17 protein-coding genes and 4 pseudogenes are annotated in these 20,983 nt (G+C 56.6%); 4 read left to right on the top strand and 17 right to left on the bottom strand.

Annotation, left to right across the window (positions count from 1 at the left end):
* Positions 1-205: 205 nt before the first annotated feature.
* A complete protein-coding gene (locus QZ656_RS08325; RefSeq protein ID WP_291993221.1) occupies positions 206-439 on the bottom strand; it encodes an AbrB/MazE/SpoVT family DNA-binding domain-containing protein in 234 nt (77 codons plus the stop codon).
* 351 nt (positions 440-790) lie between these two features.
* Between QZ656_RS08325 and QZ656_RS08320 the strand changes: the two genes are divergently transcribed.
* Positions 791-1,405, top strand: coding sequence for an AAA family ATPase (locus QZ656_RS08320; RefSeq protein WP_291992949.1), 615 nt, complete (start codon positions 791-793; stop codon positions 1,403-1,405).
* Between the two features lie 25 nt (positions 1,406-1,430).
* On the opposite strand, the gene QZ656_RS08315 is transcribed toward QZ656_RS08320, so the two are convergent.
* Positions 1,431-2,995 (bottom strand): IS3 family transposase gene (locus QZ656_RS08315; protein ID WP_291992948.1). Its coding sequence is split into 2 segments (ribosomal slippage): positions 1,431-2,554 and positions 2,554-2,995, totalling 1,566 coding nucleotides; the frame shifts between segments, so codons are not numbered across the junction.
* A 198-nt stretch (positions 2,996-3,193) separates the two neighbouring features.
* On the opposite strand from QZ656_RS08315, the gene QZ656_RS08310 reads away from it, so the two are divergent.
* From QZ656_RS08310 to QZ656_RS08300, 3 genes are all read left to right on the top strand, one after another.
* Positions 3,194-3,793: a DUF4143 domain-containing protein gene (locus tag QZ656_RS08310; protein WP_291992947.1), complete on the top strand. Its 600-nt coding sequence runs from the start codon at positions 3,194-3,196 to the stop codon at positions 3,791-3,793.
* Between the two features lie 439 nt (positions 3,794-4,232).
* Positions 4,233-4,472: a BrnT family toxin gene (locus QZ656_RS08305; RefSeq protein WP_366522130.1), complete on the top strand. Its 240-nt coding sequence runs from the start codon at positions 4,233-4,235 to the stop codon at positions 4,470-4,472.
* Positions 4,469-4,789, top strand: a complete 321-nt coding sequence (locus QZ656_RS08300) for a BrnA antitoxin family protein (RefSeq protein WP_291992946.1) — start codon at positions 4,469-4,471, stop codon at positions 4,787-4,789. Before QZ656_RS08305 ends, QZ656_RS08300 begins: the two co-directional genes overlap by 4 nt.
* A gap of 464 nt (positions 4,790-5,253) precedes the next feature.
* On the opposite strand, the gene QZ656_RS08295 is transcribed toward QZ656_RS08300, so the two are convergent.
* The 15 genes and pseudogenes from QZ656_RS08295 to QZ656_RS08225 all read right to left on the bottom strand — a co-directional run bounded on the left by QZ656_RS08295 (position 5,254) and on the right by QZ656_RS08225 (position 20,890).
* A complete protein-coding gene (locus QZ656_RS08295; protein WP_291992945.1) occupies positions 5,254-5,496 on the bottom strand; it encodes a hypothetical protein in 243 nt (80 codons plus the stop codon).
* A gap of 78 nt (positions 5,497-5,574) precedes the next feature.
* Positions 5,575-5,811 carry a hypothetical protein gene (locus QZ656_RS08290; protein WP_291992944.1) on the bottom strand — a complete coding sequence of 79 codons (237 nt, stop codon included), beginning with the start codon at positions 5,809-5,811 and terminating at the stop codon, positions 5,575-5,577.
* Positions 5,812-6,559: 748 nt separating this feature from the next.
* Entirely contained in the window at positions 6,560-7,567 is a 1,008-nt protein-coding gene (locus QZ656_RS08285; protein WP_291992943.1) for an NAD-dependent epimerase, read from the bottom strand.
* A gap of 333 nt (positions 7,568-7,900) precedes the next feature.
* On the bottom strand, positions 7,901-8,452 hold the full coding sequence (locus QZ656_RS08280) for a YdcF family protein (protein ID WP_291992942.1): 552 nt from the start codon (positions 8,450-8,452) through the stop codon (positions 7,901-7,903).
* 98 nt (positions 8,453-8,550) lie between these two features.
* Positions 8,551-9,588 (bottom strand): annotated as a pseudogene (locus QZ656_RS08275) (transposase); the annotation flags it as partial.
* A 315-nt stretch (positions 9,589-9,903) separates the two neighbouring features.
* Positions 9,904-10,983 (bottom strand): DUF1972 domain-containing protein, encoded by a 1,080-nt coding sequence (locus QZ656_RS08270; protein WP_291992941.1) that lies wholly within the window; start codon positions 10,981-10,983, stop codon positions 9,904-9,906.
* On the bottom strand, positions 10,980-12,092 hold the full coding sequence (locus tag QZ656_RS08265) for a glycosyltransferase family 4 protein (protein WP_291992940.1): 1,113 nt from the start codon (positions 12,090-12,092) through the stop codon (positions 10,980-10,982). The genes QZ656_RS08270 and QZ656_RS08265 overlap by 4 nt, the downstream gene beginning before the upstream one ends.
* A gap of 143 nt (positions 12,093-12,235) precedes the next feature.
* Positions 12,236-13,465, bottom strand: a complete 1,230-nt coding sequence (locus QZ656_RS08260; RefSeq protein WP_291992939.1) for a glycosyltransferase family 4 protein — start codon at positions 13,463-13,465, stop codon at positions 12,236-12,238.
* Between the two features lie 179 nt (positions 13,466-13,644).
* Positions 13,645-14,409 (bottom strand): annotated as a pseudogene (locus QZ656_RS08255) (ISAs1 family transposase); the annotation flags it as partial.
* 14 nt (positions 14,410-14,423) lie between these two features.
* Positions 14,424-14,744, bottom strand: coding sequence for a transposase (locus tag QZ656_RS08250; protein WP_291993220.1), 321 nt, complete (start codon positions 14,742-14,744; stop codon positions 14,424-14,426).
* 136 nt (positions 14,745-14,880) lie between these two features.
* Positions 14,881-16,047: pseudogene (locus tag QZ656_RS08245) on the bottom strand (transposase); the annotation flags it as partial.
* A gap of 100 nt (positions 16,048-16,147) precedes the next feature.
* Positions 16,148-16,513: pseudogene (locus QZ656_RS08240) on the bottom strand (ISAs1 family transposase); the annotation flags it as partial.
* Between the two features lie 390 nt (positions 16,514-16,903).
* On the bottom strand, positions 16,904-18,367 hold the full coding sequence (locus tag QZ656_RS08235) for a hypothetical protein (RefSeq protein ID WP_291992938.1): 1,464 nt from the start codon (positions 18,365-18,367) through the stop codon (positions 16,904-16,906).
* Positions 18,368-18,573: 206 nt separating this feature from the next.
* Positions 18,574-19,626 carry an EpsG family protein gene (locus QZ656_RS08230; RefSeq protein ID WP_291992937.1) on the bottom strand — a complete coding sequence of 351 codons (1,053 nt, stop codon included), beginning with the start codon at positions 19,624-19,626 and terminating at the stop codon, positions 18,574-18,576.
* A 19-nt stretch (positions 19,627-19,645) separates the two neighbouring features.
* Entirely contained in the window at positions 19,646-20,890 is a 1,245-nt protein-coding gene (locus QZ656_RS08225) for an MATE family efflux transporter (RefSeq protein WP_291992936.1), read from the bottom strand.
* Positions 20,891-20,983 lie beyond the last annotated feature (93 nt).

Raw genomic sequence — 20,983 nt, 5'->3', positions numbered from 1 at the left:
CCCGCCGACTCCACCGCTGCAAACTTCCTGGATTGCTTCACTGCGTTCGCAATGACGGCTCAGCGCGCTGGATGCAGCACGCCATTCGCCAGGACGACCGGCGTCGCCGAATCGCACACCTGCTCGATCAGTTTCGTCGCCTTTGGCGACTGCAGAGGGTCGTCCTGAGCGAGTTAACGCACCAGCACGTTGGTATCGATACCGATCAGCGGTCCTGCGCCCGCACGGCTCGCTCACGGATCACCTTGTCCATGTCGGCAATGGCAACGGGACTAGCCGGCTTCCGCAAGAGCCCCTTGAGCGAGCGCACATCATCGACAGCAGGCTTGATTGCGAAGCCACCGCTCGCCAGCTCAACGAATTCGACCCGATCGCCACTGCCCAGGCCCATGCGTCGCCTCACATCCGCCGGAATCGTCACCAGCCCTTTGCTGGTCATCACCGCCCTTGCCACACTCGCCACCCCTTACTTTATAAACGTTGGCTTACTTTATGGTGAGCGCAAGCAAACAGCAAGGCGGCGTCATTGAGGGTCCAACTGCTCGTGCCGCCTTGACGTCCAGACCTGTCCCGGCAGCGCTTCTCGACCCTAACGACCTGCCCTACGAGCGCCCGATCGGCATGCCCATCGCCCAGCAAATCGATCCCCTACCCACCGACGCAAGCCGCACAAGACTGTGGGAGCCCGATTCATCGGGCGAAAAACCTCGGCAAAAGCCAAGCTACCGCCACGCAAGAAGCCCTCTGGTTGGCTTTTTAAGAGAGATAAACTGCCGTGAAATTGTCCTTCATGGAAAGACAACTACGCTCGGTAATTCATCAGAAGATCGTTGATTCGCAGGCCTTGGCGCTGCCGACGCTGACTCGGCGTGATACCTGGTTGCCCAGCGTCAAGGGCAAGGCCACGGCGGTGATCGGAATGCGCCGTGCTGGCAAGACCAGCCTGCTCTGGCAGATCCTGGCCGATCGTCACGAGCAGGGCACGGCACGGGAGGGCTTGCTCTATTTCAGCTTTGAAGACGAGCGTCTCGCCGACCTGCAGGTGCAAGACCTCGATCTGTTGGTAGAAATGTTCTATCAACTCAACCCGACCTGGCGTGATGCCCGCCGGGCCTGCTTCTTCCTCGACGAAATCCAGCTCGTCCCGAACTGGGAACTGTTTGCCAGGCGACTGCTGGACAGCGAACAGATCGACCTTTTCCTCTCCGGTTCGTCCGCCCGCCTGCTTTCGCGCGAAGTGGCCACGAGCATGCGCGGCAGAGCCATGGAAGCGCTGGTTTTGCCGTTCAGCTTTCGCGAAAGCTTGCGCCACGCCGGCCGAGAACCCGAAAAGCCATGCGCACGCTTCACCAAGGCGGAGCGTTCGCAACTTGCCAAAGACCTGCTGGACTACCTGGCCCGGTAAATGTCAAGATAGTTGTCGCCTGAGTTCATGCTGCCAATGGCATACTCTTGCTGGTAGAGGTAGCAGCGGCCACGACGCCATCCCGTTCCGGGTTGAGCGTCACCGCAGCGATGGGCGACCAGTTCCGAGTCTGTCGACTCCAGCGCGCAGGGTTCTTCGCACGCGCGGCTTGGTAGAGCAAATGACGGGCTGCCAAGAGGGCCTCATCGTTGCCGGCATGACGTTGCTCTGGGGTGACGTAGCGAATGCCGCTATGGCGGTGCTCGGTGTTGTACCAGCGTACGAAGTCGCTGCCCCAGAGGCGTGCCTGGTCGATGCTCTCGAACCCCCGTGCCGGGAATTCCGGCCGGTACTTCGCGGTGCGGAAGAGCGCCTCGGCATAGGCGTTGTCGTCGGACACGCGCGGTCGCGAGTAGGACGGTTTGATCCCCAGCCAATGCAGCATCGCCAGGACCGTGGTGGCCTTCAGGGTTGAGCCATTGTCACCGTGCAAAACCGGTTTGGACGCCAGGGAGTGAATACCTTCGGCCAGGGCCGTGCGTTTGACCAAATGGGCGGCGTGGTCAGAATCGTCCTTAACCTCGACTGTGAAGCCGACGATCTTGCGGCTATACAAGTCCAGGATCAGGTAGAGGTAGAACCACTGGCCGATGACCTGGGTGGGCAGATAAGTCATATCCCAGCACCAGACCTGACGCGGTTCGGTCGCGATCTGTGTCGTGGGAGGTTTGGGATTGGCGTTCGGCGCCTGCGCGCGACCGCGGTGGTGCACTTGATCGTGTTCCCGCAAAACCCGGTAGAAGCTCGATTCGCTGGCGATATAGCGCCCTTCGTCGGCCAAGGCGGGGACGATCCGGGCAGGTGACAATGCCGCGAAGCGGGGCTCATTGGCGACGCTGACAATCTCGGCACGCTCGGTATCAGTCAATGCGTGCGCCGGGACGGGGCGCTCGGCCAGTGGCCGACCATCACCGTCTTGCAGGCCGGCGCCCGCCTTCCAGCGCTGGCAAGTGCGCGCATCAATGCCGACGATCTCGCACGCCTTGGCAAGCCGGGCGCCGGCCTGACGTGCGCTGTCGATGTGGGCCACGATGGTTCGGCGATCTTCCAGACGGATCATTCGTCCGCGCCCCCCAGGAAGATCGCCGAGAGCTTTTTTGAGAGCACCAGGAGCGCGGCGGTTTCTGCCAGCGCCTTGTCCTTGCGCAGTAGTTCCCGTTCCAGTTCCTTGATGCGCTTCCTGTCGATCTGTGTCTCGGCGCGGCTGGCGCGTGCCTCGCCCGGGTCGGCGAGCGCTTCCCTCGCGCCTTGCCGCCAGCGTTCGAGTTCGCTGCGATACAGCCCGTGCTCCCGGCACCAGGCGTTCTGTCCCGCCTCATCCAGCGCCGCCGTGACAACCACCGCCTCCAGCCGGGCGGCCGCTGACCAGGCCCGCTCGCGAGCGGGCCTGGTCAGCGCCTCTCCCCGCCAACGCTCCAACGTTGTCACCGAGATCCCGACCTCTTGCGACAGGGTCTCTATCGCCACACTCTCCGGCGGCAGCAACCTCGCCACCACTCGATCCTTCATCGCTTGTCCGTATCGTGCCATTTCTTCACCTCGCTATCGCCCCCAAGTTTCAGATTCTATCGAGGCGACAACTACTCTGACACAGGGGGGGCCCACGGCGGCTTTCCTGAAGCGCAGGGACTCGATAGCCGCAATCGTAGCGAGCTGTTGCGGAGCTATGTCGATGTAGTTCTCCTGCGCGACGTGCTCGAACGACACAATCTCAGCCAGCCACAGGTCTTGCACTGGATGGTCAGACAACTCCTCGCTAACGCGGCCGGCGCTTTCAGCATCAACAAATTCCACGCCGATCTCAAGTCGCACGGCGTCGCCGTCGGCAAGGACACGCTGCACGCCTACCTCGCGCATCTGGAAGACGCCTTTCTATTGAGCAGTCTTGACCTGGCCTCAGACTCCGAGCGTCGTCGGCAAGTCAATCCCCGGAAAGTGTACCCGGTCGATACCGGGCTGATGGCGCTGTTTTCTCGATCAGGCAACACCAACGTAGGCGACGCGCTCGAAACCGCAGTGCTGCACGAACTACAACGCCGCGGCGAGCAGGTGAACTACGTGCGCACCCACGCCGGTTTCGCGGTCGACTTCCACGCGCGCAGCCTGACCGGCAGGGAAGCACTGCTTCAAGTCTGCGCCGATCTCGACAGCCCGGACACTCTGGCACGAGAGGTACGTGCACTCCAGGATGCGGCCGCTACCTGGCCCGAGGCCACGTTGCAGATCATCACGCTCAACGCGCCAAAAAGCGGCATGCCTCCTCCCGAAATCCAGCTTCACCTGGCGGCCGACTGGTTGTTACAGCGCCAAGAGGCTCAACAGGGATGAAGACGAATTCTCGACTGCCGGCGCGCCAATCAAGTGTCGTGTTGCGCGCAGCATGGAACCTATAAATTCCGGCTACCGCGTCGGTTTCGCGCCGCTGTCAGGCTTGCTGAAAAGCTCGTCAGGAATGCGAATGCGGCGCTACCCCACCGCACGTCATTGCGAGGAGGCGCAGCCGACGCGGCAATCCAGTTCCACCCGCTCACTATTTCCCGGCGCATTGACCTAGTGACAACGCAAAAAGCAAAACCCCTGGATTGCCGCGTTGGCTGCGCCTCCTCGCAATGACGGTGGATCGGAGCGGCGACAGGACGCCCGGGACCGTGACCCGTTCGACGGGTGGAAAGAACACGCGGAACGGGGCCACATCCGTGCGTGCGACAGGCTGCAACGCAAGGGCTTGCCTGAACCTTGCCAGCAAGACAATCGTCTATACTGCGGCATGAACTTCACCTGGAACGACGCCAAGCGGCAGGCCAACTTGAAAAAGCATGGGCTTGATTTTGCCGAAACGTCCCGGGTATTTGCAGGACATACCCTGACGCGCCCGGATACGCGCTTCTCCTACGGTGAAGCGCGGTTTTCCACGGTAGGTTTGCTGGGGGTTGAGGTGGTGCTCATTGCGCACACCGAGGCCGAAGACACACCACGTCATTTCGATGCGAAAAGCGGAACGTCATGAACGAGAATACTACTTCACCAGTCTGTGACGACCTCGACGAAGCACCCGTCTGGTCATCTGATGATTTCGAGCAGGCAGTGCACCGGGTGGGCCTGCAGTCAGTGCCAACGAAAAAGCAGAAGATCAACATCACCCTCGATCCGGATGTCGTCGCCTGGTTCAAGCAACAGGCCGGTGCACGCGGATACCAAACCCTCATCAACGCCGCCTTGCGCGAGGCGATGCAGAAAAAGACCATCGAAGAGACGCTGCGCAGAGTGATCCGGGAGGAATTGCACTCGGCCCGAGAAGCGATTCTCGTCAGCCCCCTGGCGTAGGGCTGCACTCGTGATGGCACTTTCGGCAACCACCCCCGCCCATCGTCATTGCGAGGAGCGCAGCACCAACCCACACCGTCATTGCGAGGAGCGCAGCGACGCGGCAATCCAGTTCCACCGTCTGACCACTTGCAGCCGCCGCACCGATAAGGCGAAAAGCCAGACCTCTGGATTGCCGCGTCGGCTTCGCCTCCTCGCAATGACGTGCGGCCTGTCTGGAGCCCAAGCTTTCTGCCCCTCGCGTTTCCCCCTACAAGTCCAACCCACACCGTCATTGCGAGGAGCGCAGCGACGCGGCAATCCAGTTCCACCATCTGACTACTTGCAGCCGCCGCACCGATAAGGCGAAACGCCAGACCTCTGGATTGCCGCGTCGGCTTCGCCTCCTCGCAATGACGTGCGGCCTATCTGGAGCCCAAGCTTCCTGCCCCTCGCGTTTCCCCCTACAAGTCCAAGCTGCGCCGTCATTGCCTGGACACGTTGAGCACCACCAGATGTTCCCCTTGCGCGCCTTGCACGGCAGATAGCGGAATGCCTTCGTCCAGCGTGACAAACACCCCATGGTTTTTCACCGCAATCGCCGGTAAATAAGCATCGGTGATATGGCGACCGGTGAGCAACTTGTTCCGTTCCATCAAGCCAGGTGTCAGCAGGCTTACGGCATCTGGCCAGAAATGGTGCACCGGGTTGCGGGTGGCCTCAGCCAATCCGTTGCCACCGAGTGGTGCATGTGGTCGGCATCCGGCAAGGCAACAAGCACGTTGACACCCAGCAGCGCGACCACATCAAACGCCCTCGTGCTCGCGAAGGGCATTGACTTGGTCATTGCTGACCAACACGCCCCTTGCAGGCAACGGCCTGAAGCCAGCCACTGTCTGCGCGGACGGCTGCTGATCAACCCGCGCCGTCAACGCCAGCCGTGTAAGGCGAGAAATGACCTGCCCGGCCGTCAGGTGCTCACGACGTGCAATTTCCTTGGCGGCGACCAGCACGTCATCTTCAATGTCCAGGGTTGTGCGCATCTAAGCATTACCAAATGTTTTGATGTGTCGACGATACATCATCAGCACACCACACCTGCCGCATGACTCACTTGTCCAACCGCCCATCAGCGCGACAATCCGGTTCAGCCTGGCAAGCGGAGCCGGGAGCAAAGAGGTTAAGCGCGTTGCCGTAGCGAAGACGAGTGACCGGAGGCAATCATAACCGCGATGCCAGATAGATTGCGCCCGTCGAAAAGCGCCGCGCAATCCGGCGCGCGGAATTCCTTCCACTCGCCCTCGGCGCCAAACTCGGCATCCACCGCCCACGCCGACCACGTCACCGCACCACACCGTCACCGACCCACACCGTCATTGCGAGGAGCGAAGCGACGCGGCAATCCAGCTCCATCCTCTTACTACTTCCCCACCGCCTCGACCATGCAAAGAGCCAAACCTCTGGATTGCCACGTCTGCTACGCCTCCTCGCAATGACAGGCCGAAAATCTGAAGCGTGAGGCCGCCCCTGCGAGCGTCAAACAAGGCAAGATTCTCTCACCATAATCGACAGGCGCCCGTGAGATTTTCCCGGAAGAACGGCACCCATCCCGCACCCACCGTCATTGCGAGGAGGCGTAGCAGACGCGGCAATCCAGTTCCATTCTCTGTTCCTGCTTTTCGGCCGCATCGAAAACACGAAGAGCCAAACCTCTGGATTGCCGCGTCGGCTGCGTATTCCTCGCAATGACGTGCCAAAAACCGTGAGATTTTCCCGGAAGAACGGCGCAAGTCAGACCTTGTAGTAATCGCGGTACCAGGCGACAAAGCGCTTGACGCCTTCGGCCATCGGCGTGGCCGGCGCGAAGCCGACCCAGTCTTCAAGCAAGGCCGTATCAGCATAGGTCGCCGGCACGTCACCATCCTGCATCGGCAGCAGGCGCTTTTCCGCCTTCTTGCCGAGCGCGTGTTCGATGGCGGCGATGAAATCGAGCAGCGGCACGGGCTGATGGTTACCAATATTGAACACCCGGTAGGGCACGTTGCTGCTTGCCGGGTCGGCTTCGTCCGGCAGGTAAGCGCTATTTACCGTAGCGGTGCGATCCATCACCCGGATGACGCCTTGGACAATATCGTCCACGTAGGTGAAATCGCGCTGCATCTTGCCGTGGTTGAAAACGTCGATCGGCCGACCTTCGAAGGTCGCCTTGGTGAACAGGAACAAGGCCATGTCCGGCCGGCCCCATGGGCCATAGACGGTGAAAAAGCGCAGCCCCGTGGTCGGCAGGCCGTACAGATGGCTGTAGGTATGCGCCATCAACTCGTTGGCCTTCTTGGTCGCGGCATAGAGGCTGACCGGGTGGTCGACACTGTCCTGCTCGGAGAACGGCATGCGGGTATTGCCGCCATAGACGCTCGAACTCGAGGCATACACCAGGTGCTGCACCTGATGATGCCGGCAGCCTTCGAGAATGTTCACGAAGCCGACCAGATTGCTGTCCACGTAGGCATGCGGGTTCTGCAGCGAATAGCGCACGCCCGCCTGCGCTGCAAGGTGGATCACGCGCTCGAATCGCTCATCGGCGAAAAGCCGCTCGACGCCCGGGCGATCGGCGACGTCAAGCTTGACGAAGCGAAAGCCCGGCAGCGCGGTCAGCTGCTGCAAGCGGGCTTCCTTGAGCGCGACATCGTAGTAGTCGTTGAGATTGTCGAGCCCGACGACTTCATCGCCGCGCGCCAGCAGGTGCAGAGCGGTGGCCATGCCGATAAAGCCGGCGGCGCCGGTCACAAGAATTTTCATTGGTCCGTCACCGAAAGGCAGGAGCGCGATTCTACCGCAGCGAGGCAGCGGCCCGCGCCCCATGCTTCAGCCAATCGCCCGACCAATCGGCCCCCCGACCCTCCGACACAACCCGCAGATCGCCACAACTCGGTCGCCACCTATCATGGGGCGTCGATTTCCGCCCATCGAGATCTGGCCGCCACCCACGGTGTAGGAGCCCGATTTATCGGGCGATAAACCCCTCCAACCGCAACAACGCCAGCCAGGACCAGCCACGAACCCGTCTCACGGCCCGATAGCGCACAGGAAAGGCCGTGAAACGATCCCGACTGACAATCCGGGTCAGCGTTTTCAGTAATGCCAAACGTAGTACGCCAGCTTCAGCACCTCGCTGCCGACAAACCGGCGCGATTCGCGGTTGGCCCACCAGCGCCAGGCAGACCACCAGGCTGGCTGGGTCGCAACCAGTGAATAGCTCAGAGAAGTGCCGGCAAACACGCGCGACCACGTATAGGCGAGGCGCAACATATGTGGCGGATCGCTGACCACCGCGACTCGCGTAACGCCGTGCTCACTCATCCAGGCCCGAGTACGTATTGCCTCCTCCCAAGAATTGCGCGACAGCACGTCGGTCGATAGCGTGAATTCATCGAGTCCAACAGCATCCTTGGCCGTATTGATCTCTGACGTCAACCGATTAATCAACAGAAGCTTATTGGCGCTACCAGATTGGATCAGCTGCAAGCCGGTAGCAAACCGCTCCGGACCACCACCGCCGAGCACTACCACCAGTTCAGTCGGTTGTGCGGAGCCTGCACGCAACGAGAGAATTGTTCCGAGTGAAAAAAAACACACCAGAAAGGCCGCGAGGCTCCACCAAAAGAGGCGCAGTCGCGAGGCCATACCAGCTAGTCGGCCTTGCAGAATTCGTTTAACAGCCCTGAAAAACGCCTGATGCGCGACGCGCATCCCGCCGATGCCTCGTTCGCCGAAGTCGCCACCAGCATCGCCCGCCAAAGCCAGCGCAGCTTAAAGCCGGTGGCGCACAGCACCGCGTGCAGCGCGTCGCCGAGCTGGCCTTCCAACCAGCAGCGATCCATCCGATGATCCGCCTTCAGATGGCCAATCGTGGGTTCCACCGCCGGTCGGTGCCTGCGGTAGCGACGCTGCAGCCGGGTCAGTGACCGGTCCTTGCCGCGGTGAATGATCTCGACGTTCGGGTTCTCACGATCGACACCGCGGTAGCCCAGATCGACGAAGACCTGCCGGGGTGATTTGCCGGTGTCTTCGAGCAGGATGCGGGTGTGCTCCAACTGTGCCGAGAGAACCTGGCCGTCGTAAGGATTGCCGGGAAAGGTCCGGGCGCCGACGACCAGACCACTCTTGTGGGTGACGACGATGCTGGACTTGACACCGAATTCGTAGCGCTTGCGCGCCTTGCCTTTGCTGATGCACTCGAATTCGGGGGCATGCAGGGCGTAAAGCTTGTAGCGGCTGTCGACCGGATGCGCGATGGCCTTTTCCTGCACGGTCGAATCAACGATGACCCGCTCGAACTCGCTCGGGCGCACGGCCTTGGTTTGCACGGCGGTGTCGATGGTCGCCTTGAGCAGTTCTTCGACACCCGCTTCGCCGATGGCGCTGCGAAAGCGGCCGATCTGGGTGGCATCGCACGGGAGTTTCGGGGTGTAGTGGTCCAAACCGCTGAAGTATTGCCAGACGACATTCTCGGACCAGCGGGCGACGAGTTCTTCGTCACTGAGGTTGAAGGCGTGCTTGAGGTAGAGCAGTGCGGCCATGAGCCGAATCGGCAGTCGGGGGCGACCGGCGGAACTGGTGCCGCTGCCGGCCATCTGCACCGTCGGTCCGAAGAGGTCGTCGCCTTCGATGACGGTGCCTTCGCGACTCTGGCGAGCGCAAGCAGGGGGAAGAACCGTTTCCAGTTGGGACCAGGGCATCCGGCTCGCCAAGACCACCAGCGGGTGCCGAAGGTCGATCATCTGAAACAGCCGGGAGCGGAAAAAGTCGTCAGTAGCCATCTGAACTTTGTTCAATTTCTCTCAGGTTTCCGTTATCTGTATTCCAATTTCTCGGGGATCTCGATGGGTCAATTCTGGGCAGAAACCTAGTGTTTATGAGGGCTGCAGGTATATTGCAGGGCCAACTACCAAGCACCGCGCGCGAAGAACCCGATGCGCTGGAGTCGACACACCCCGAGTTGGTCGCCCATCGCTGCCGTGACGCTCAACCCGGAACGGGATGGCGTCGTGGCCGTTGTCACGACTACCAGCACGAGTATGCCTATTGGCAGCATGAACTCAGGCGACAACTGTCGTGACATCTACCGGCTTCAATCAGCCGATCACCCGAAAATACTCCCGCCCAATCACATCCCACGTGTAACGCCTCTGCGCAATACGCAGCATCGCCGCCCCCACGTCATCCGACGCGGTTGGTGTCAGTGCCGCCGCGGTCGAACGGAGCTCATCCGCATTCTTGAAAAATAGTGCTTTCCCGTCCGTCGTGAAGCGGTTGAAGATACAGTCGTACGCCAATATCGGGACGCCGAAATGCATCATCTCGACTAACGACGGGTTCGTACCGCCAGCGGAGTGGCCATGGACATATAGCGCCGCGTTGCCACGGAGTGTGCGCAAGACGCCAGCGTCGTAAATCGGATCCAGCAGGCGCAAGTGTCCCACAACGCTATAGCGTTTTTTTAACGCTTGCCCGAACAGGCTGCTGTGCCAGTTACCCACGAACAGCAGCGGCATCTCTGGCGTATGGGCAAACGCTTCTAGAATCATCGCGATGTTGTTTTCAGGCTCGATCCTGCATAGTGCGAGCGCATAACGTAGCGGAAGCGCTTCACCCTCGTACGGTCGAACTGGTGCGATGAACACATGGTCGCCCCCGTAGGCAATCACCTGGCAGTCGCGCCCATAGGCATCGGAAACGTGGCGGGCAATGCCGTCATTATCCGCAATCACCTCGTGCGAAAAGCGCACCGCCATACGCTCGGACAAGCGCAGAAACCACCGCGCCAGCCCTTTCCACTTTTCGCGCTTCCATTCGATACCATCAATATTGGTCACGATACGCGCTCTTGATATTAAACGTATCAACGGAAGTACAGTCGCCCCGGAAACCCCAAGCAAGACGATCACGTCACTGCCATGACGAACGGCTGACAATAAAGATACGATGTCGTAAAGAATGCTCGAAACGCCATTGGCCTTAAGCCTAACATAACGAAGCTCAGCACGGAGATAAGAAGTAGGCCGTTCTGAGTAGCTGAGCGCGCTGCAATAGACGACCAAACTCACTTGGACATTATTAACCTGGTGGTAACGGACGATATTCTCGCAGAGCGTTTCGAAGCCGCCGTAGTTGCCCGGAATGCCGACCGTACCCAGGACTGCGACCGTTCTCACGGCCAACTCTCCTCTGACGCTTGGAGATTCACTGCCTCGCGCAAGGCCTGCCCGAACGCTTGCGGAGAAAACTGCGAGGCCTTTGCTCGCGCCGCGGTCGACAGCCTAACGCACAACGGTTGATCATCGGCAAGCAGCCGAACTTTCTCTGCCAGTTCCTCACCGCACCGACAGTCGATCAAGAATCCCTCACGCCCCTCAGTTACCAGTTCCAGAGGTCCGCCGACCGGCGGCGCGATGACTGGAATGCCGAAGGCCATGGCCTCAAGCAACGTCAGCCCAAACGTTTCGACCCATTGATCGGGTCGCGATAGATTCATCACAAGGCATGCCCGTGCATAGTAGGTCGCTGGATCATCCGTCCGCGGGTGAATCGTGAGGTTTGCAGGTAGCGCTCTAGCCGCGAAATAACGCTGAACGGCGACCGCATCGTCGTTCACCACCAAGTCGAACTGGATGTCTTTACGCTTGACAAGCCGTTTGGCCAGTTTTAGAAGTTCCGGAACACCTTTATAATCGCGCAGTGATGCAAGCATCAGCACATTGAAGAGGCCACCCCTACGAGCTTCGTACCGGCTCACCCTCGCCCTAGTGAGAAAAGGCTCATCTAAAGCGTTGTAAACGGTTATCGCCCGGACTCCCGGGATCGGCAGACAGCCCCGATGGAAGTCCGATACATAAATCAAGCGACACGCGGCCAACCTGGCCATGGCGGTCAGAAACCAGCGCAGGGGTGCAGGGCTTACCGAAACCTCATGCAGGTGATATATGACAGGCCGCCTAGTCATCCAGCCATAAAGCGCAGCGCCGAAGGGCAGCAACGTATTAACATAGATCAACGCCTTACGATCGATATCCCGTGAACGGAAAAGCAGCGTAAGCAGGCTGAGCTGACTTCCCATATAGGTGATAAGCGTTAGCAGACGGTAGGGCATGCGCCTGTACCAGTAGCGCGTGGTTTCAATGCCGGCCTCGTCAAGGCAACCCGATCCGTCGCTGCCTACGAACAAGCGTAAACGGTCCCCGCCTCGCCCCAGAGCTGTAACCACCGAGGAAAGCACTCGCGGGCTGCCGGATCGGTCGTTGAGAAGGTGGACGAAGACGATCATGCGACTGGTCATGCCAACCCCGCTAACGATGACAAAATCATCACAGTAAAAAAGTTTAATAGACTATTCCACCCAGGCAGAGACAGAGTGGCAATGTAGCACGCCCCCGCTCGCAAATAAAACGGAGAAGTTTCTGTGGGACGCTAAGGCGCATTATTATAAACCACTGCCCTCAAAAGCGCTTCCAGATTCTTCGCTAGCTTATTGTAATTGTACTCATTGACCGCAATCGCGCGTGCAGCCATCGCTAGGCGCTGACGGTCCGCCTCATTCCTTGCGAGCCAAAGCAAAGCCTCCGTTAATCCCACTTCCGGCTGGACACCTTTGAACAAACGGACAGCTATCCCAGCCCGCGATCCTATCGTCCGAGATATCGCATCACCTTCGATGCAAACGATTGGCAGACCCGTCAGCATCGCCTGAAGCACTATCGTAGCCAACCCATGGTGATATGATGGATAAAGAAAAACATCACCTTCATGTAACTCGTCTACGACGCGGTCCATTGGAAGCTTGCCGAGAAACGTAACACGGCGCCCTTGAGGATGGCTTTTGACGATAGCCTCCATTTCTTTACGAAGTGGCCCGTCTCCGATGACTCGTAAAGTTGCCACTGGCTCAACCTCAAAAAATCTAAGGGTCGCATTTAACGCCAGACGTCCGCCCTTCCAATCCTTTAACTCGCCGGCAAATATCAAGCGCAGCGTCATGTTACGCTCATAGCTATCTTTGGGATATGCCAACAATTCGCTACTTTCGATCCCTGTTTGCGTAAATGCGCGCAATTTATGGCTGTATCTCTTCGGCATAGTTTCAATTGTATGGGTAAGAATCACGTTTGCTCGAAAACCAGTTAGCCGCACAAGCGGATCAAGATTCCGCATGCACCACCGCACGGCCAAGCGTAAGCGATCCACAAATATTGAAGCGAGCGGTAGGTATTTGAGTATCTCTGGATTTGTGTTCTCGCTCCCGACGGGCCCCCAAACAAATTTTCCCGACAGAAGGGCCAATCCAGAAGGCATCCAGTCCATACCACCAGTCAAATGAAGCATCACAGCGAAACGGGTGGTTCTCCTAATCTTGGCCGCTCTTATTGCTAATCCAACTTGCCAAAAGTAATAGTAGAGTAAAAATAAACGTCTTCCTCGTTTATAGAAGCGAAAGATCCAAGGAAGATCGAAATAAATAAAATGCAATCGCTCTGGTTTTGGCGCATTACGAAAAGCTTCGTCATGAGTTGAGCGCAAATTAGCCCTGGTTATAACCCACACATCATTATTTTCTGCGAGTCGTAAAACAATACGCCAGGCTATTTCCCCTTCGCCCCCCCGCCCAGTCTCACAAGCATAAGCAGAGATAAGTATTTTCAATTTATGTCACCTTCGATCGAGAAATAGTAAATTACTCAACAAAATAACCGGACTTTACTATTCGCCCAACGTATTTGATTGGCGTTGGTGAGCCATTAGCGAAGCCTAATATACGGCATGACTATCCAGCCGTTTTGGGCACGAACTGCCCCTAACCCCAGGGTCTTGGCACTCGGATATCATAGTCTGATGAGGCCCATGATCTTCACCCGAAAGTCGTCATCCCAGGCGGCTGCCTTGCACTTCAGGCGCAAGCTGGTTTTCTTCTGGTCGGTAGTATCCAGCCGAATCAGATTGAGAACGATCTTCTTCAAGAGGGAAAGATTCTGTGGGGCGTTATCCTTACGTACAGTGCTGGCATCTTCGCCGAAGCTGACGTCGAGCACCCAGTGAAGCCGATTTTCGACGGACCAGTGGCCTCGCACGGCGACAGCAAGTTGTTCGGCGGTCAACTCACGAGAGCTGATGTAATAGCGCCGCTCGAAGTTCGACTCTTCATCGCCAACCTTGCGCAAGGAGTCGACCAGACCGATCGTCTTGCACTTGGGCCAATCGGCGACGTCAACGGTCCCTTTGGCGGGCAGAACCGAGGCGATTTGGCCGACGATCCGACCGCGGGACTTGTGGGCCTGACGGTGGCGGTCGACTGCTGGCGATTGATAGTGGTCAATGAAATCAGTCTGGATAGCTTCCAGCAGCGCCGGTTGATTGCCTTTGACCGCGAGCAAGTAGTCACCGCCCTGGTCGGTGATCTGACGGGCGATGTTCCTCTGGCACCCCATGGCGTCAATGGTGATCAGCAAGTCCTTGATATGCAGTGCCTGGAGCAGTTCCGGGATGGCGGTGATCTCGTTACTCTTGGCGGCGACCTTTTCCTGGCCCAGAACGACGCCCAGTTCAGTAGCGAAGGCGCTGACCATGTGAATGGCGGCCTCACCGCCGGTAATCGTTCACTCCCCTACGCCGCAGCCGGGATAGCAGGGAGAGCGGGGAGCTGTAAGCCTTTGCGAGCGGCAGCAATGACGGTGCCGAGATACTGCCAGGCGGAGGTGCCGCGGCGGCGGCAGGTCTCGATGACACTGGCCAGAAGGGCGAAGGCGCGGGACCCTTCTTCGGAACGGGTGCCATGGCTGATGTTGCGCGAAATGACCCAGTGTCGCAGCGCCTGCTCGGCGGTGTTGTTGGAGAGCGGCAGCAGGGGCTCCGCGAGCGGACGCAGGATGACTTTCCAGTCGTAGAGGAATTCGCGCACGACACGGCGCAGGGGCAGGATGTTCATCCGTTCGATGCACCTCGCACAGGTGCCGCAGCCGTTTGACCTCGGCGGCGTAGCGCTCGGGCAGGGCTTGCGGCGGCGGCTCGATCCGCGCCGCGTAGATGGCGTCCATCAGCGCTGTCAGGATACCTTCCATCTCCTGCCCAACCCGGGACACCCGGCCATCACTCGATTCGGCCAGCCCCCGCAACTTGCGCAGCAGGTGCGGCCAGCAGCGCAGGCGGTTTTCCCAGGTCCGGTAGACCACGTACCCATCGCTGATGAGGATGCCGGTATAGCCGTCTTGCAGGGCGTTATCGAGCATCTCCCGGGTGCGTGGGCCGATGAGGTACAGCGCCGTAGAGGTACTGACCAGCGCCCACAACCACAGCAGCACGCCGGCTTCCGGCCACGACGTTTCATCGACGTGCAATTGCGCCACCTGCACGATATCGGCCACCAGGGCGTCCTCCAGCGAGAAGCTGGCACGGCCGGCTTCCCGGATCGTCTCATCGATCACGCCGGTGCTCAGCGTCAGGTCGAAGACGTCCTGCAGGAGCTCGCGAATACGCGCTCGCGACAGGCGCATTCGCAGCGCGAGCAGAACGATGACACCGGCCAGACGAGGACCCACCAAGCGCCATTCGCCGAGCTCAACCTTCCCCCACTGGGCGTCGGGCGGTGCCCGCCAAGGCTTGGCACGGCTGACGTGGCCGCAAGCGCAGCGCACTTCAAGCAGCGTGTGACGCGTCACGTTGAACATCAGTCCGATGGCGCCCTCGACGGGCGGCGCGATGTCGATTTCGTCCCAGGCCGTGTAAGCCTGCGACTCGGCCTCCTCCGTCAACGCTCCACCACAAACCGCGCAGGTCTCGGGTCGGTGCGCGCAATTGTCCGTAACTGCCAGTTTCTGCGTGCGACCATGGCCCGGACTGCCCGCTTGCCTGCCCGGGGGTTTCCCCGTGCCTTTTCGCGGCGATGGGCGTTCGGTCACCGGCGGCGACGTCTCTGGCGCCGGCGGCGACGTCTCTGGCGCCGGCGGCGTAGTCTCTGGCGCTGGCGGCGTAGTCTCTGGCGCTGGCGGCGTAGTCTCTGGCGCTGGCGCCGAACTCGCTGCCGTTTCGGCAGCGCCACCCTCGACCGGCGCTTCGTTCTCCACGGCGGGCTCGCGCGCCTTCTCCCACGGTGCCTTTGTGCTCGGCGGCCGCGAGCTGTTGGCCGGGTTTTGATTCAGCCGATCCTGTAACTCCTTGACGTCGTGCAGCAGTCGCTTCGACACTTCCAGCAACAGCTCCGCCGGCAGCTTCTTCAGCCACTCGTCGTCCATCTGGAAGAGATCATGCTTGCTCAGGTGCATCTCGTCGTGGCTATCGCGTCGTCGTCATGGTCACGAATTATGCCGCAAAAGCATGGTGTTGGCGGCGTTTGTTAAGGGGGTGTGAACGGTTACCACCGCCGCTGCCCGACCCACGCACGGTCTTGCCATCGATCGCAACGCCGCCATTGAGGGTCCCGACCACCTCAGCAACCCAGCGACGGAACGCCACCTCGAATTGCTTCGGGTCCAGCGCTCGGAAGATCCTCAGAAACGTCTTCTCGGAGGGGACGCCGTTCTTGAGCGGCAGAAACTGACGCAGCCAATCCTCCTTCTTGTACCCCCAATAGGCGATGTCTTCGACGGTGTCACAATCGGAGAGCACGGCGGCCATGGCAATCACCAGAATCTCCACAAAATCATGCAGCGTCCCATTGCTGGGATTGCGCGGGTCGTCGACTTCCCTCAAGCAGCACATCAGGGTGGCTCCTTTCGTCACACTCATTTCGGTTGCTCAAAAGACGAGAGTAGACCTGATTCCAGAGGAGTTCACAAGCTCCTGTCATAAGTTGATGAATGTTAACGATTTTTCACTTCACGGATGCAGGGAGAAAAGTCATGCTATCCGAGTGCCGAGGCCCTGCGGTTTGCGCAGCACCGGAACGTCCATGAATTACAGCAAATGTCCACATAAACAGGTAGTTGGCGTATGGATTCCGAGTGCCGAGGCCCTGCCCCTATCCCGTGTCTTTAAATATTAACGATTTCTTACTCGTCAAATATGGCGAAATGTACTATGTGATCCGACTGTGTAAGCCCTAGCTATTCTCCACATCCTTGGCGGATCCCCACAAAATGACTTAAGCCCCTAAATGTCACGAGCCACCGACAACGCTTTATGCCGCAAAACTATCTCCGAAATCTTCGTTGTCACCTCATCAATCGAACAGTCACTGTCGATCAAATAGCAATTAGGCAATTTACCAACTAGCGACCGATACACATTATGTTGCCGAACCAACTCCTCCATAGTGAGCTCGTTTTTTCTGGACATCATGACTTCCGGACTGGCCGATAAAACAAATGTCAAACTTGGCTTAGGAACCAACGACGAAAGTAACTTTGGCAGCCATTTCGGCAAATTCATCTGATAACGATGCATATCCACAAAATAATCGTAATAATACCGATCGAAGCAGATCAAATTCTTCCGGACCAGCAACGGAAAAACAACAAAATAATAACCAATAAAGAAATCACAGAAATAGTAAGTGAAGCGTACTAGCGATTTAAATGAATTCTGCCGCCCATGTCTATGTGGATGAGGGTTCTCAGAGATTTCAACAGACGGATTCCAAACCCTTAACCGGCCAAACGGCGGCAGAAATCCCGGCCGCCAATAAAATCTCCGTGAGCCGTGGAAACTGCCATCTAACAGCTTAGAAGTTTCCCTCATAACTGTCGACTTCCCGCACCCATCGGGACCAAGAAAACACACACAAATGCCTACGGGACGAATGGCCCGCTTAGACAATCTCCATAACTCACTCAAATCATATTTAACACAAAAAACCCTTCCAGATATCTCTTTTGAATATTCGCGTAAAAATCTGCGATCGTCTATTGATCTCAACGCCAAATCAACTAACCGGCGCGCCAAAAAACTCCTGCAGAATTCTGCAATTGTTTTATCAAATAATAATTCCACTTTTTCCCAGGAAAATATACTGGAATTAGTTAATCCCTGTATCTCGGCAATTTTATCTGGTGAAGAATCATTCTTAATAACTCGGCGCATGATCAAGAACACAACCTCTACACATGGATCTGGAATAAAAAAATTCCTGTAAGGTCGCGATGTGCTTAGAACCACTTTTGCAGGTAAAAGCTTATAGTATCCTTTCGCAATATAATCTACACAAAAGTCCAATTGGAGACGGAAACTCTGACTAATTTTAAATGGCGATAAAATATAAGCGCGCCCATCCCTGCTATGGGATATCCGCTGAGTTACCGGCAAGTCATAACGACGCGAAAACTCAGCAATTAAGTCATCAAGCCCATCAAACGCCGATTTTGAAACAACAAGATCAATATCCGAATTGATAACCATCGGATAACCCTGATAATTATTCATTACGCAATAAGAGAACTGCTTTTCATTGAGAAAGTTAAAAAAAGAATTCAAATATATACTTTCAGGGCATCCCACAATTACCTCCCTCGTTGCCTTGACAAACCAAGCGCTGATTGAGGCGCCTTCATCGTCACCAAGGACCTCGTCTAAAAAATTTCGGGCGAAAACTCCTCGCGCGCTTTTGCGGTCATCCACACCTGCCGCTTGAAACAGTTTAGTGCTTGTGGGGCGCTGTGGAGGGTTCGTAGCGCCGACCTCCCACCACCTTGACAGCAGTCCGTCAACGCGCCACCACGAATCCCACCCAGGGTTAGCCTGTGCGCGGGGGTGGCCCGCCCACAGCTCCCCGTTCCCAGCGAATTTCCTAAAACGCCGCTACAACAACACGCCAATCTTTGGCTTTAGTAGTGGGTTAGTATGTTGGCTGGGCCCCAAACAAAAATAACGCCAACTGACCACAGATAAAATATGCTCGCCAACACCATCTTACCCACACCAACCTTTTGGAGACGAAGCATACAATTGACAAGTATAAGCGGCTCGAATAGCTGCGCGAATAGGAATAGCCTGTCTCTAAACAGTATATTCCACCAAAACAACATAGACACACTTACAAGAACTAGATAAATATAGAACAAACGTCGCGAGAATGCATCTAGTGATTTCCAGGAAAAAAAAGTCAGCAACACGATCCCTATCGCCGGTATATATTGAAATCCGAACGCTGACTCTTTCATAGCGCCCAGATCACCTCTCATCACATTATCGTCAAATTTTTGGTAGAAGACGAAAAGGCTTTCTTGGATGCTATCCCTCGCAACATATAACAGCCCAAGAACAAGCAATGCAACAACTGACGTACCGAGCAGGGCCTTTAGTTTGAACTTCCTTTGCGACAAAGTGAACCCAGCATAAGCGGCTGCAGCGGGCAATGCGCTTACGAAATGCGTAGAAATAGAAGCGCAGCCGAGCACTGCGAACATTAGACGTCGCGATTTTAGTAATGCCACTATTGCGGCGAGGAGTAGTGCTGCAGCCATCCCATTTCTAATTACCAATATGTGAACCATCCAAAACACGTGCGTACATGCCAGCAACGCCATTGCGTACAATGCGAACTTTCCAACCGCTGCTCGATAGGACATGTAGATTATTGCATTTGTAACGAACGCTTGAACAACCAGATATGCTGTGCCCGAGGAAACAAAAACTCGGACCGCCTTGACAAAAAACAGAAAGCCCACATCAACGGTATCGGTAGCTGAATCTGCCGCGTGAAAAATATAAAGATAATTAACCGTATCTTGACCGACATCGACATCCCGAAACCCGAGGAAAACACTTACTGCAAACAATACAATGAACGATAGAATGGTGACCTCACTCTGACGCTTTAGACAGGTAGTTAAAAGGCCAAAGACGATGAAGATATTTAAAAACATAAAATAAATCATAACAAAAGAACTCAGCTCTCTATATGATCAGTCGCTTACGAAGCGCGTTGTAAGTATAGCCTTGAATAACGATTTGAGTCGAAATTAGTCCAGCGATAGCCCCTTTTACCCCCCACTGCTCAATAAACCATGAAGCGGCGGCGATTGCCAGAACAGAGGCCAGCAGGTTGGCACTAAAGATTGGACGAACATCGTTAAATGCGCGCAATCCTGACCTCAAAGGCAATCCTACGGACATCAACAAGTAAACCGGAACATACCACCAAAGCAAGTACCCGTAACCGCTATAAGTTTGGCCAAATAAAAACCGTAAGACCGCCTCTGGATTAACAGCAACGATCAAACAGTAAAATGCTGTTCCTCCCATACAAAACCATGTGGCCCGCGCAATATAAGCCTTTACGGCTGACACTCCGCCGCTCTTCAAGCACTTCGCCACGCTGGCCGGAATAATGTTTTCCATACCCATAAAGATTACGTGCGTCACCCCGAGAACATTTTGGACAGCACGTATAGCGCCGACTGCTTCAGATCCTAAGGTCGCGCCGAGGGTAACAATAAAGAAGTTCCCGGACGTCCATTGACTCAATGCCGATGCGACAAGCCATTTCGAATGTGATAAGTGAATTGCAGCAACTCTACGCAGACGCTTGCCCGAAAAGGTTTGCAAATCCATCGACCAAATTCCAACAACGACAGCCGCTCCGGATGTGGCAGCAATTATCCAAAGAACTAAGGCACTATTAAGCTGCCAAAAATAAAATAGCGGCACAAGAAGACTCACCTGTCCAAGATAGCTAATAGCATCATTGAAAAACGCCAGCCTTCCAAAATTCCTGGAGAAAAAATAGCGCCGTAGAAAATCTTGTAATTGAAATGCAAAAAGCGCAGCAGATAGCGGCCATACTAAATCCTGAAGACCTAAGTCCGGAGCAAAATACGCACTCAATATTGTAGCGAGTCCCAATAAAGCAGAGCACAATAACGAAAACAACAATTCTTGAGCAGCAACAACCGCGTAATAGGCAGGTTTACCCCTCACTTTCCGGGTCGCACCGAAACTCATCATCGGCGCGATGATAGCCGCCTGTTGAATGCTACTGCAAAAGAGCACAACCATCCACGCTAGCGCAAACCGGCCATACTCATCTAGCCCAAGAAAGCGCGCCAGTAAGATACCCGTGAGAAAATTCACCCCACTGACCATTGTTTGATCAGCCAATGCCCAGTTAATGTGCTTGTAGCGCGAAAAAACAGCGAACATTTTAACCGAACACTCCTTGATACATGATTAGGTTAATCTAAACGTTATTTCAAGGCCTGAATATCCTGTGGATACGCGCTTCGCCGACCCATG

This window comes from Candidatus Accumulibacter sp. ACC003 (genome assembly GCF_907163085.1).
Taxonomy (GTDB): Bacteria; Pseudomonadota; Gammaproteobacteria; order Burkholderiales; family Rhodocyclaceae; genus Accumulibacter.
This window is presented reverse-complemented; position numbering and strand designations above follow the sequence as displayed.